The following is a 12888-nucleotide window of genomic DNA, read 5'->3' as shown; positions in this document are numbered from 1 at the left end:
CGCGGCCGGTACGCCTCAGGCGATCCGGCAAGCCTCATCAAAAGCCAGCCTTGGCGCGCGCGGCCGCACCTTGGCCACATCGCCATAACCGATGCTGCACACAAAGTTGGACTGGACGGTGGTGCCGGCAAAGAAAGCCTCGTCCACTTTGGCGTTGTCGAAGCCGGACATGGGACCGCAATCGAGGCCCATGGCGCGCGCCGCCATGATCAGGTAGGCGCCCTGCAGCGATGAATTGCGGAAGGCGGTGGCCCGGATCAATTCGTCATTGCCCACGAACCACGCGCGCGCATCGACGGCGGGCGACAGTTGCGGCAGCTTGTCGTAAAACGCCAGGTCCATGCCGATGATGACGGTGACGGGCGCCTGTGCCGTCTTGGCCTGGTTCCCGGGCGACATGCAGGCCGCCAGTTTTTCCCGGGCTTCTTTCGACTTCACGAACACGAAGCGGGCCGGAGAACCGTTGGCCGACGTCGGCGCCCATTTCAGCAAATCGTACAACTGCGCCAGCTGGGCGTCGGTGACGTCGCGGTCTTGCCAGCCATTGTGGGTGCGGGCCTGGTAGAACAGGGTGTCGAGGGCGGTATCGTTCAGCATCGCATTGTCCAGTAAAGGTTTTGAGGGTGTTCATGGTACACGGGGCGCCACGGAACCGGACGTGTAACTAAATTACCCAACCACACGGGCTGGCAGCAGCGTAATTTCCGATGAATTCATGCGTATATTTATGCAAAAATATTTACTTTAATGCATTTAAGTAGTTAAATTACACACATTAACAACCACTACTGAAAGCAGCGCCATGGATTTGCAATTCCCCGCCGACCCTGCCCTGCTCCCGCATGCCACGCCCGGTGGCGTCTGTTTTATCTTCGATGCAAATCCTGGCACCCGCAGCGTGGCGTTGTCGGGCACCTTCAACAGCTGGGTGGGCGACGCCTGCATGCTGGAACGCGTCTCCGCCACGCGCTGGCAAGCCACGCTGCCGATACCCGCCGGGCGGCACCTGTACAAGTTCGTCATCGACGGCACGGACTGGATTGCCGATCCCGCCAACCCGTGGATCTCGGAAGATGGCCAGAACAATTCGTGCCTGACGGTCGATGCAAGCGGCGCGGTGCTGATGCGGCAGCATGGCCTCAGCGCCGCCGCGCCAGGCCCGCTGCATGCGCGCGCGGCGCTGGCCAGCCCGGACTGGCTGCGCGATGGCGTGATTTACCAGTTGTCGGTGCCCGCCTTCGGCGGCGACTTCGATGGCGTGCGCGCCAAACTGCCCTACCTCGCCGAACTGGGCGCGGATATCCTGTGGATCATGCCGTTCCACCCGGCCGGCATCGAAGGACGGCGCGGCACGCTGGGCGACCCGTACGCGGTGCGCGATTTCGATGCGATCGACCCGGCCCTGGGCGACGCGGTGGCGCTGCGCGCGCTGGTGGACGCCGCGCACGCGCGCGGCCTGCGCGTGATCATGGATTGGACGCTCAACCGCAGCAGCGTGGACCACCCTTTTACGCGCACGCATCCGCACTGGTACACGCGGCGCGCCGACGGCGGCATTTACTACGCCGTCCCCAACCGCGATGAGTTTGCCGGCTTTGATTTCACGGATCGCACGCTGCGGCGCACCTTGATCGACAGCATGCGCGGCTGGCTCGAACGCTTCGGTTTCGATGGCTTGCGCTTCGACGATTCCGACATCACGCCCGGCGATTTCCTCGACGAGATCCGGGCTGACCTGGCGGCGCTGCGGCCGGATATCGCGCTGATTTCCCAGTCCTACGACGAATTCCACCACCTGGCCGCGTGCGACCTGACGTACGAGGGCGGCACGCGCGAGATGCTGCGCCGCTGCGCGGAAGGCGTTGCGGACAACGCCGCGTTCGCACGCTACTGGAACGAATCGACGTACAGCTTCCCGCGCGGCGCCTTGCGCATGCGCTGGCTGGAAGACAAGGAACAAGGACGCGCGTCCGCTTTCCTGGGACGCGCCGCCCATCGTCCTGCCGCCGCCGTGCTGCTGGCCATGGACGGGGTGCCGCACATCCTGATGGGACAGGAATTCGACGAGCCGACGTGGACCGGCTGGCAGGTATTGTTCGAACCCTACCGGCTCGACTGGAACGCCTTCGATGGCGGCCTGTATGCGCATTACCAGGCCCTGATCGGCCTGCGCCGCCAACACCCCGTCCTGCGCACCGGCGCCACGGCCTTCGTGGACGCCTTGCCGCCGGGCGCCATCGGCTTTACCCGCGGCGACGCCGGCGAATCCATCACGGTGCTGGCCAACCTGTCGCCGCGGGAAGTGACGTTCGACGCCGCCCCGGCGCACGTGCAACCGCTGTACGCGTCGGGCTGGCAAGGGGATGGCGCCACGCTGGCGCCGTATGGCTGGATGATCGGGATGCCTGACGCCTGAGCGTCTGAGCGCCTTAGCGCACGTCCAGCAACTCGACGTCGAAAATCAGGGTGGCGTTCGGCGGGATCGGGCCCGCGCCGCTGCTGCCGTAGCCCATGGCGGCAGGCACGATCAAGGTGCGTTTGCCGCCGACTTTCATGCCCTTGACGCCTTCGTCCCAGCCGGGAATCACCTGGCCGGCGCCCAGCGCAAAGCTGAACGGCGAGCGACCGACCGACGAATCGAATTGCGCGCCGTGCTGCTGCGGCGCTTTCGGGTCGTACAGCCAGCCCGTGTAATTGACCACGGCCGTCACGCCGCCAACCGCTTCCTTGCCGGTGCCGGGCACGGTATCGATCTTTTGCAGCGGGACGGCGGCGGCTTCAGCGGAAACAGGCGCCTTGGCACGCTCGCAGCCGGCCAGGGCCAGGGTCAGTGTCAGGGCGGTCATGCAGGAAAACAGCAGTCGGTTCATTGATTTCTTTCTTGTGGAATGCGCATGTGAAAAGCCGGCGCACGAGGGCGTGGCGCAAGACCCGCCATTTTACCGCCTGCAAAGGAGACCGGCATTGGCGCCAACGTGTTTCCAGCTCAGCGCGCGCGCCGGTACTCGCCGCAAGCCTTGCCGGTCCACTGCTTGAACGCGCGCTGGAACGAGCCGCTGTCGGAAAAACCCAGTTCGGCGGCAATCGCCGCCAGGCCTGTATCGGACGTCGACAGGCGCGATATGGCCAGGTCGCGCCGCAACTGGTCCTTGATGCGCTGCAGGCTGCTGCCCTCGCCCGCCAGTTGCCGCTGCAACGTGGCGCGCGACATGTGCATCTGCCGGGCCACCGCATGCACGTCCGGCCACTCCGGATAGGCGCGCAACAAGACATTGCGCGCTTCCTGGCTGACCTGTCCCAGCAGGCGCGGCGGCGCGATGATCTGGCCAAACGAATCGGACAGGAACGCGCGCAGGGCCATGTCGTCATGCAGCACCGGCGACTGCAACTGGCCCAGCTCGAACCAGAATCCCGTCACCGCCTGGCCGTAATGGCGCTTGCCCGGAAAGGCCACCGCGTATTCCGCCGCGTCGACCGGCGCCGCCATGGCGAAATCGAAATGTCCGACGCGCAGCGCGCCGCTGGTCAACCAAACGGCCAGGCGCCAGAACACGCGCACCAGCGTGTGCAGCAGGAAGGGTTGCGGGTGGCGGCCTTCGTGCAGCCAGCGCATCGTCAATCCAGCCTCCGTGCGGTTCTCCGCCAACGCGAACTGCAAGTCGTCCTGCAGCAAATTGACGGTGGACGCCATGCGTACCAGCGCGCCCCGCAAGTCCGGCGCGCTCATCCCCACCCGCGCCACCAGCGCGAAGCTGCCCGGCTTGAACGGGCGCGAAAACATGGCCAATCCCTCATCCTGCAAATCCAGCGCGATCGCGTAAAACAGCGCAATGTACTGGCCCGTGGTCACGCCCGGGGGATCGGCCTGCGCCATTGAATCGGCGGCAATGCCGGCGCGCTGCAGGTAAGGCGTAATGTCCAGCCCGCGCGCCAGCAGCGCGGCCAGCATGCCGCGTACGAATTCAAACCGCAGCAGCGGTTCCGTATCAGGCTGGATTGGGGGTGGTCGGGACATGCCGGGAACGCTGGCGGAGTGGATATGCCACGCAGTGTACGCCAAGAATGAGGCCAAATGCCATCGTTTTAATGTGCCGTGCCATTGCCGGGCCGGTCCCCGCTTCCTACACTGTCGCTACCTTCAATCAAGAGGACAACCATGGCTGACAAGAGCTTGATCGGTCGCGCGCTGGGCGTGACCACGGTGGAAGTGGAAAAAGGCCGCCTGCGCACCTTTGCCAGGGCGATCGGCGAAACCGATCCCGTCTATGTCGATGAAGCGGCCGCGCGCGACGCGGGTCACCGCTCGCTGCCGGTGCCGCCCACCTTCCTGTTTTGCCTGGAGTGCGAAGGGCGCGACCTGATGGACCTGGTGCACACGCTGCAATTCGACCTGGGCCGCATGCTGCACGCGGAGCAGGAATTCACCTACCACAAGATGTGCCATGCGGGCGACACGCTGACCTTCGATACCCGCGTCGCCGACGTGTTCGAGAAAAAAGGCGGCGCGCTGCAATTTGCCGTCAATGCCACCCGCGTCACCAACCAGCACGGCGAACACGTGGCGGACTTGCGCTGCACGCTGGTGCAGCGCTGAGGAGATCGCCATGACGACCTTGAACTTCAACGACCTCAACGTGGGCGACCGCTTGCCGGACCTGCCCCTGCCCGCCATCAACCGCGCCACGCTGGCGCTGTATGCGGGCGCCTCCGGCGACCATAATCCGATTCACATCGACCAGGATTTCGCGCGCAAGTCGTGCATGCCGGACGTCTTCGCGCACGGTATGCTGTCGGCTGCGTACCTGGGCCGCCTGGTCACGAACTGGGTGCCACAGCAACACATCCGAAAGCTGTCGCTGCGCTTTGCCGGCATCACCCACCTGGGCAATGTGCCGCTGTGCACCGGCGTGGTACTGGAAAAACTGGAAGAAGCGGGCGAACAGCGCGTGAAAATCGCCATCCAATGCGCCAACCAGTTTGGCGAAAACAAGGTGGTTGGCGAGGCGATCGTCACACTGGCATAAGGGAGCCAACGCATGTTGAACACTGCAACCGTCAAACCACTGGCCGGCGTACAAGTGGTCGAATTCGAAGGCATCGGGCCGGGCCCCCTGTGCGGCAGCATCCTGGCCGGCTTCGGCGCCGACGTGACCTTGATTACGCGGCCGCAAAAAGGCGGCCTGGCCGAAACGCTGGGCGGCGATGGGCCCAACCCGCTGCGCGCCGGCAAGCGGGAAGTGCCGCTGGATTTGAAAAACCCGCAGCACGTGCAACAGGCTTTGGACTTGATTGCGCAATCGGATGCGCTGATCGAAGGCAACCGGCCCGGCGTGATGGAGCGCCTGGGCCTGGGGCCGCAACCGTGCGCCGCGCGCAATCCGCGCCTGGTGTATGGCCGCATGACGGGCTGGGGCCAGGACGGGCCGCTGGCGCAGGCGGCCGGCCACGATCTCAATTACCTGGCCTTGTCCGGCATGCTGTCGCTGGGCCTGGCGGAAGGACAAAAGCCGATGGCGCCGCCCACTGTCCTGGGCGACGCCGGCGGTGCGCTGGGGCTGGCGTTCGGCCTGGTGTCGGCCGTGCTGCATGCCCGCGCCACCGGCCGGGGCAGCGTGGTGGACAGCGCCATCGTCGACGTGGTGGCCATGCTGGGCGGAATTGCGCAGATGATTGTCCAGGGCGGCCAATTGAACGGAAGTCAGCCCAGTCCCTTCCACGATTCGCCGTTCTACGACAGCTACCGCTGCGCCGATGGCCGGTGGATCACCGTGGGAGCGCTGGAGCCGCAATTCTATGCGCTGCTGCTGCAAAAGCTGGACCTGCCCGACGTCGATCCGAAACAGCAATACGACACCACCGCCTGGCCGGCGCTGAAGCAGCGTTTCACCACGCTGTTCCTGACGCGGCCGCGCAGCCACTGGGATACCCTGCTGGAAGGCACCGATGTCTGCTACGCGCCCGTGCTGTCGGTGGACGAGGCGCGCCGGCACGCGCACAACTCGGCCCGTGGCGTGTTTGCCGGCACGGGCGGCGCCCGCCCCGCGCCGCGCATCACGCCGCTGGCAACGCCCGGGCAATAGCAAGCTGGGCCGTGGATGCACTCCGTGTCCTCGCCAATGCTGGCGCTCCGTCCCGCATAACTCCTATATCATGCGCTGATGCCTTTTGAATTATGGGGGATGCGATGTCGATCTATCGGCAGGAAGGCGCGGCGGCCTATCGCGAGTTTGCGGTTGCGCTTGCCGAGGAGCAGGAAGTCGCGTACGAGCTGAGTCAATGCGTCAAAGTCGAAGTCTACAGCCTGCTGGCCCGGGACTTGTTCGACCGGATGGCGGCGGCACATGCAAAAACGGCTGCGGCTTTCGCTGTCATCCAGTGTTTTCAGTACGATAAAGTTTGAACGCTTCCGGCCGGCACGCTTCAGCATGCGCGCGGTGCAGTACAATTCCGCCGACCTGATCATCCGGGAGTTCCCATGGAAACACCAGCACCTCCAGCACCGCCGGTCGACCACCTGCGTTTCCATCGTCAGCACGAACATTTGGCCAAGGCGTTTGGCGGCGACAAATTCGGCCTGCGGGCGGAAGCATTCGCACGCTTTTTCGGCACACCGCTGTTCCTGGTCTTGCAGAGTGTGATCGTCACGCTGTGGGTCGTTGCCAATGTGCTGGGATTTGCCCATTTCGACCTGTACCCGTTCATCCTGTTGAACCTGGCATTCAGCCTGCAGGCCGCCTATGCGGCGCCGCTGATCCTGCTGGCGCAAACCCGCCAGGCGGAGCGCGACAAGGCGCATGCCGATGCCGACGCCAAGCACCGCGAAGCCATCGCACTGGGATCCGCTCGGCAATCAGCGCAAATGCTGGAACTGCTGCGGCAGAACACGGAGCTGACTGAAATGACCCGGTCAATGGCGGCGCGGATCGAGACGCTGACCGTTGAGTTACATGCGCATATTCTGCAGGACAAGCAGCGGCAGTGAACAGGTGGCGCCTGGCTTGCCCGGCGCATGTGGCGTGGCGCGGCCGTTTCTCTGCCAGGACCATGACTGTCGCGCAGCATGACCATCGATCGATCATCCGGCGGGCCGCTTCAGCTTACCGATCGCCAGGCCGCTGGCGCCGGCGCTCGCGCAGCGCCGGGATGCTGAAATGAGCGCGATATGTTGTTAAAAGAAATGACAACATTTCTTGCCAATCGCGTACAATTCGCGCGCTGCGTTCTTGATATGTATAGATCAATTTTGCATGCATCGGTTCTTGCCACCTGCGGCAAGCATAGGCGCAATGCGCCCTGTCGGATCAAGGGGGGAAGCGCCTCCACCATACAACGATGCGAAACTTACTGCTGAGATTTGCGGCGCTTTTCGGTCTGCTGCTAGCCGCCGCGGCTGTCTATTTTGGTTCAACCTGGGGGGGCGGCCTGCCCGCGCTGCGTGGCGGCCTCACTGTACAGGGCATCGGTGGCGAGGTCCGCATTCGCCGCGACCAGTACGGTATCGCACAGATCGCGTCCCCGCACGATAATGACGTGTTCTTCGGCATCGGTTACGCGCATGCCCAGGACCGGTTATGGCAACTGGAACTGCAGCGCCGCCTGGCGCAGGGCCGCCTGAGTGAAGTCCTGGGCCGCGACACGCTGCGGCTTGACGCCCAGATGCGCACGCTGGACCTGTACGCCGCGGCCCGCACCGACTGGGAAGCGTTGGCGCCGGAAGCGCGCGCATCGCTGACGGCCTACCGCGCCGGGATCAACGCCTTTATGGCCGCAAGCACAAGCCTGCCGATCGAATTCAATGTCCTGGGCATTCGCCCCGAGCCATGGACCGAGCTCGACTCGCTGGCCTGGAGCAAGGTCTTCGCGCTCAGCCTGGCGAACAATATGGGCAGCGAAATCACCCGGCTGCTTGCCAAACCTTATCTGACGGAAGCGCGCGAAACGGCACTGTTCGGCACGCCAGACCGGTCTTCGCCGGTGACGGCGTCCGGGCCTGAACGCAACGACGGCATGGCGGCCCTGCACGCCCTGCTCGGTCAAAAACAGCAGCTCGAACAACAATTGCAGATCGGCGGGCAATTTGTCGGCAGCAATGCCTGGGTCGTCTCGGGCAAATTGACCGACGATGGCCGCGCTTACCTCGCCAACGACCCCCATCTCGGCCTCCAGATTCCATCGTTGTGGTACATCGCCGGCCTGCAGGGCGACCATCTCCATGCGTCCGGCATGACCATCGTCGGATTGCCCGTGGTGATTTTCGGCCGCAACCAGGACATCGCATGGGGCGGTACCAACATGATGGCCGACGTACAGGACCTGTACTTCGAACGGATTAATCCCGCCAACCCGCGCCAGTACTGGCACGACGGCGCGTGGCGTGAATTTGCCATCCGGCGCCATGAAATCCGTGTACGTCCCGACTTCCCGGTCGCGCTGCGTGAAGAGCTCAAGCCGGTGCAAGTCGAGGTCCGGCATACGGTGCGCGGCCCGGTGGTGAGCGATGCATTCGGCCTGTCCGACCAGCCGGTTTCGCTGCGCTGGACCGCGCTGGATCCGGGCGACACCAGCTACGAAGCGTTTTACCGGCTCAATTACGCCACCGGCTGGCACAGCTTCAATGCGGCGCTGCGCCATCACGCCGCGCCGGCCCTGAATTTCCTGTATGTGGACAAACAGGGCAACATTGGCTACCTCGGCGCAGGCAAGATCCCGGTACGGGCCGCCGGCCAGGGCCAGGTACCGCTCGACGGCGGCGCAGGCGACAGCCGCTGGACCGGCTATATCCCGTTCGAAGCGTTGCCGCGCAGCTTCAATCCCGACAAGGGCTACATCGTCTCGGCCAACAACCGCGTGGTCGACGACAGCTATCCCTATTTCATTTCCAGCGATTGGGCGCCCCCTGCCCGCGCCAACCGGATTGACCAACTGATCAAGTCCAAGGTGCAACAAGGCAAGCCGCTCACCCAACGTGACCTGGAATCGATGCAGATCGATACGGTCAGCTTCGACGCGGCGCGCCTGGTCGCCATTCTGCGCTCGACACCGATGGCAACCGAACGCCAACGGCAGGCGCAGGCGCATGTGGCGCGATGGGATGGCAACATGGCCGCCGGCAGCCCGGCCGCGTCGATCTTCATGACCTGGTCGCGCCGGCTGCGCACGGAGCTGTATGGTGAATTGTTCAAGGCGCCGCTGGGACGCGAACGCGAAACGGACTTGCTCAAAGGCGCCTACATGGGCATCAGCCATGGCCGGCTGGCCGATGCACTGGCACCCGGCAATGCCGTGTGGTGTACGCATGACCGTACCGGGCCGCGCTCCTGCGATGCCATCGTGCGCCGGGCGCTGGACACGGCGATCGCCGACCTGGACAAACTGGCCGGATCGGATATGGATGGCTGGGCATGGGGCAAGATCCACCACGCCGTCTATGCGCACCGGCCGTTCAGCGACGTCAAGTTCGCCAAATGGCTGTTCGAAAAACGCGTCGCACGAGGTGGCGGACCGGATACCGTGGACGTATCGAACACCGCCTTCAGGGAAGCCGAGGGCTACGAGCAGACGTTTGGCGCCAGTTTCCGGCAAATTATCGGATTCAGCGCGCGCGACGTGGTGCACCGTTACATCAATCCGACCGGCCAGTCCGGCAATGTATTCAGCACCCACTACGACGACATGGTGCAGTCATTCCATGCCGGCCAGTATCTGGATGAAACGCGCCGCGCCACGGTCGATGAACTGGTGCTGACGCCAGCGCGTCCGGGTTCCGCCCAATCACCGCGGGAGTAATGCCTTGAGTCTGTTCGAATTATTCAGCCGGCAAGCGCCGAACAAAGTGTTCCTGTCCATCCTGCTGGGCATCGTTTCCGGCATCGCCTATGCGTTGCTGATACCGCTGGTCACCAGTGCGATCGGCGGCCCGCCGGACATGCTCGAAGAATTGCATTCCAGCACGCGCACCCTGCTGGGGCTGGAGGTGCGCCAGTTTAAATTCGCGCAGCTGTTCCTGTTCCTGTGCCTATTCATCATGTGCACCAAAGGCTTGTCGCAGGTCATGCTGGCGCACGTCTCGCTCGACCTGACGACCAGCATCCGCAGCAGTTTTTACCAGCGCATCACCGACACCTCGGTCGATGCGCTGGAAAAGGTCGGCATGTCCCGCGTCAACACCGCGATCACCACGGACATTGCCCGCATCGTCGACGGGGTCAGGGTCATTCCCGAACTGCTGGTGGCCAGCGTGACGATCCTGGGCTTGCTGGGCTTTCTCGCCTACCTGAACGCCAGCTTCCTGAAATTCATCATCGAAGCCATGGTGTTCGGCGTGGTGGTATATCAATCGCTGATGCGTATCAGCCGCCGGCACTTCGAGCATTCGCGGAAAAAGATGGACGAATTGCAGGAATCGATCCGGGGCCTGATTTTCGGCGCCAAGGATTTGAAACTCAACGCACGGAAAAGCCGTGTGTTCCACGACGATCTCCTGCTGGTCAACGAAGATGCGGTGCGCCGCTCCGACAAGAAGGCGGCCAGCGTCATCCGCCTGGCCACCAGCTTTGGCGACATGATCAGCTTCCTCGTCATCGGCAGCGTCACCTTCGTGCTGGCCAATTACGTCAAGGCTACCAGGGAACAGCTGGTCGGCACGGTCATGGTGCTGCTCTACCTGGCAGGACCACTCGGCGTGGTGATGAATGCCATCTCAATGATCACGGTATCGCGCGTGTCGCTGCGTAAATTCAATGCCGTGTTCGATGCCCTGCCGCCGGAGGACATCAACCACGCCGTCACCGAACCAGCCCCCTGGAACGACATATCATTCAACCGGGTGGCATACCGGCACCAGGCGGCCGATGCAAGCGAAGGCTTCCAGATCGGCCCGGTCGATTTCACGATACCCAAAGCCAGCATCACCTTTATCGTGGGTGGCAACGGTTCCGGCAAATCCACGCTCGCCAAGCTGCTGACCCTGCATCAGTTGCCGGACACGGGCGATATCCGCTTCGGTGGCGTACGCATCGACAAATCGAACATCAAGAGCTACCGCCAGGCCATTTCCGCCATTTATTCGGACTATTTCCTGTTCGACCGCCTGCTGATCGAACAGCATGAAGAAAGGCGGCAAGAGATCGGGCGCTACCTCGATGAACTCAAGTTAGCCAGCAAGGTCAGCATCATGGATGGGCGCTTTTCCACCACCAAATTGTCGGACGGACAAAAGCGCCGCCTCGCCCTGCTGGTTGCCTTCCTCGACGACAAGGATATCTACCTGTTCGACGAATGGGCGGCCGACCAGGACCCCGCGTTCAAGGATGTGTTCTACCGCTCGGTGCTGCCGGACTTGAAAGCCAGGGGCAAGACCGTGATCGTGATCAGCCACGACGACCGGTATTTCAATGTCGCCGACCAGATCCTGGTCATGGAAAGCGGCACGCTAACCACCTGCGCCGTACCAGCACAACGCCGGGCCTGACGCTAACGCGGCCGTGCGCCGCTCAAACCGCCAGCGCGTGCGTTGCGCCAAGCACTTGAATCACGTCGGACTGGCGGCTGAACAAAAAGAAATGGTCGCCATCGAATCCATGGCTGGCATAGCCGGCCGTGGTCAGGTCTTGCCAGCGCGCGACATCCGCTTGCGGTGCACAGTGGTCCTGCTTGCCATACAACACCGTGAACGGCAAGGGCAACGGCGCCTCGCCCGCGAACGCGTAATCGTGGTTCATCTGCAAGTCGGCGCGCAGGATGGGCGCCACCAGCTGCTTGAGTTCCGGTGACGACAAGAGCGCGTCCGGCATGCCGCCCAGCGACCTGACCTCTTCCCAGAACTGCGCATCCGGCAAGTCGTGAATTGCGCTCAGGCGGCCCTGGGCATGGGGCGCGCCGCGCCCGGACAGGAAGACATGCCGCAGCGTGAAAGACGCCTGCGCGGCTTCGCAATAGCGCCGGGCGACTTCATACGCCATCAGCGCCCCCAGGCTGTGCCCGAACAGCAGCACCTCGCGATGGCCGGCAAGGCAACGATTGAGTTCGGCCAGGATCGTACCGGCACAGGCGCGCAGATCCGTCATCAGCGGAGCATTCATCCGGTTTTCCCGCCCCGGCAGTTGCACGATGAGCGGGCGCGCTGTGGTGATTTGTTGCGCAAAGCGGAAATACGAAGACGCTCCGGCCCCCGCATGGGGCAACAGCACGATGACAGGTTCATCGTCACGCAATTCGCTAAGCGAAATCAGCCATGGCGACAGCATTTTGGGAGAGGCCAAACGAAACTCCTTGCAATGGAATACCGCCGCGCGGTACGGCAGCCGGCCGAATTGTAGGCCTGTCTATGGCACTTGGCAATTCGACATACTTGCCAATTTTTAATGTCTCATCTTTTTGATAACTATACGCAACACTTACATTTTTTTTAAAAGAATTCCCTTATGGAACCTTGACGAATAGACATCAACTCGCTGAAGATAAGCCGCCACGCCGATTTGGAAAGATTTCAATTTTATAAAAAAAGCATATGCCGCGTGCGCCCGGAATATGCAACCTGGAGAATTGCGATGGATGGATTTATTCAGTTTCAAGTGGTGCACAACCACGAACTTCAATATTCAATCTGGCCCTGCGATCGCGAGGTGCCGCCTGGCTGGCTGGCCGAAGGCTACTCCGGCACCAAGGATGCCTGTTTGTCGCATATCGCCATGATCTGGAAAGACATTCGTCCCCAGTCCCTGATCGGCTGAGTCCAGCGCTCCGCCGCGAACGTCCCAGCCCAGCCGCAGTCCCTGGCCGTTGATGTCCTGCGCCACGGCGGTATGACCGCCGCCGCGGGTGGACCCGGCCGTCCGTACCCGGCAACGCTATTACGCCGCACTCCCCGCTCACCATCCAGACCGCGTG

Annotated in this window: 13 protein-coding genes; 8 read left to right on the top strand and 5 right to left on the bottom strand. The window is 63.1% G+C overall.

The window, feature by feature from the left end; all coding sequences use genetic code 11:
- Positions 1–15: 15 nt before the first annotated feature.
- Positions 16–597 (bottom strand): malonic semialdehyde reductase, encoded by a 582-nt coding sequence (locus GJ700_RS09830; protein ID WP_154373141.1) that lies wholly within the window; start codon positions 595–597, stop codon positions 16–18.
- Between the two features lie 205 nt (positions 598–802).
- Here GJ700_RS09830 and GJ700_RS09825 point away from each other — a divergent pair, with 205 nt between their 5' ends.
- Positions 803–2416: an alpha-amylase family glycosyl hydrolase gene (locus GJ700_RS09825; RefSeq protein ID WP_154373139.1), complete on the top strand. Its 1614-nt coding sequence runs from the start codon at positions 803–805 to the stop codon at positions 2414–2416.
- Between the two features lie 13 nt (positions 2417–2429).
- Here the strand turns inward: GJ700_RS09825 and GJ700_RS09820 are convergent, their stop codons facing one another.
- A complete protein-coding gene (locus GJ700_RS09820) occupies positions 2430–2870 on the bottom strand; it encodes an FKBP-type peptidyl-prolyl cis-trans isomerase (protein WP_154373137.1) in 441 nt (146 codons plus the stop codon).
- Between the two features lie 116 nt (positions 2871–2986).
- Entirely contained in the window at positions 2987–4015 is a 1029-nt protein-coding gene (locus tag GJ700_RS09815) for an AraC family transcriptional regulator (protein WP_154373135.1), read from the bottom strand.
- A 141-nt stretch (positions 4016–4156) separates the two neighbouring features.
- Between GJ700_RS09815 and GJ700_RS09810 the strand changes: the two genes are divergently transcribed.
- The 3 genes from GJ700_RS09810 to GJ700_RS09800 are packed head-to-tail and all read left to right on the top strand — an operon-like array spanning position 4157 to position 6080.
- Positions 4157–4594: a MaoC family dehydratase N-terminal domain-containing protein gene (locus GJ700_RS09810; protein ID WP_154373133.1), complete on the top strand. Its 438-nt coding sequence runs from the start codon at positions 4157–4159 to the stop codon at positions 4592–4594.
- A 10-nt stretch (positions 4595–4604) separates the two neighbouring features.
- Entirely contained in the window at positions 4605–5024 is a 420-nt protein-coding gene (locus tag GJ700_RS09805; protein WP_154373131.1) for a MaoC family dehydratase, read from the top strand.
- Between the two features lie 12 nt (positions 5025–5036).
- Positions 5037–6080 (top strand): CaiB/BaiF CoA transferase family protein, encoded by a 1044-nt coding sequence (locus GJ700_RS09800; RefSeq protein WP_154373129.1) that lies wholly within the window; start codon positions 5037–5039, stop codon positions 6078–6080.
- A gap of 68 nt (positions 6081–6148) precedes the next feature.
- Here the strand turns inward: GJ700_RS09800 and GJ700_RS09795 are convergent, their stop codons facing one another.
- Entirely contained in the window at positions 6149–6427 is a 279-nt protein-coding gene (locus GJ700_RS09795) for a hypothetical protein (RefSeq protein WP_154373126.1), read from the bottom strand.
- A 48-nt stretch (positions 6428–6475) separates the two neighbouring features.
- Between GJ700_RS09795 and GJ700_RS09790 the strand changes: the two genes are divergently transcribed.
- From GJ700_RS09790 to GJ700_RS09780, 3 genes are all read left to right on the top strand, one after another.
- Positions 6476–6982, top strand: a complete 507-nt coding sequence (locus tag GJ700_RS09790) for a DUF1003 domain-containing protein (RefSeq protein WP_154373124.1) — start codon at positions 6476–6478, stop codon at positions 6980–6982.
- Positions 6983–7332: 350 nt separating this feature from the next.
- On the top strand, positions 7333–9786 hold the full coding sequence (locus GJ700_RS09785) for a penicillin acylase family protein (RefSeq protein WP_154373121.1): 2454 nt from the start codon (positions 7333–7335) through the stop codon (positions 9784–9786).
- A gap of 4 nt (positions 9787–9790) precedes the next feature.
- On the top strand, positions 9791–11470 hold the full coding sequence (locus GJ700_RS09780) for a cyclic peptide export ABC transporter (RefSeq protein WP_154373119.1): 1680 nt from the start codon (positions 9791–9793) through the stop codon (positions 11468–11470).
- A gap of 22 nt (positions 11471–11492) precedes the next feature.
- On the opposite strand, the gene GJ700_RS09775 is transcribed toward GJ700_RS09780, so the two are convergent.
- Positions 11493–12260: a thioesterase II family protein gene (locus GJ700_RS09775; RefSeq protein WP_154373117.1), complete on the bottom strand. Its 768-nt coding sequence runs from the start codon at positions 12258–12260 to the stop codon at positions 11493–11495.
- 288 nt (positions 12261–12548) lie between these two features.
- Here GJ700_RS09775 and GJ700_RS09770 point away from each other — a divergent pair, with 288 nt between their 5' ends.
- The gene (locus tag GJ700_RS09770) at positions 12549–12731 is read left to right on the top strand and encodes an MbtH family protein (RefSeq protein ID WP_154373116.1); all 183 of its coding nucleotides are present in this window, start codon (positions 12549–12551) and stop codon (positions 12729–12731) included.
- Positions 12732–12888 lie beyond the last annotated feature (157 nt).

It is taken from the genome of Pseudoduganella rivuli (genome assembly GCF_009674485.1).
Lineage (GTDB): Bacteria > Pseudomonadota > Gammaproteobacteria > Burkholderiales > Burkholderiaceae_D > Rugamonas > Rugamonas rivuli_B.
Note: the sequence above shows the minus strand (reverse complement) of the source record. Positions and strands in the feature narration are given on the sequence as shown.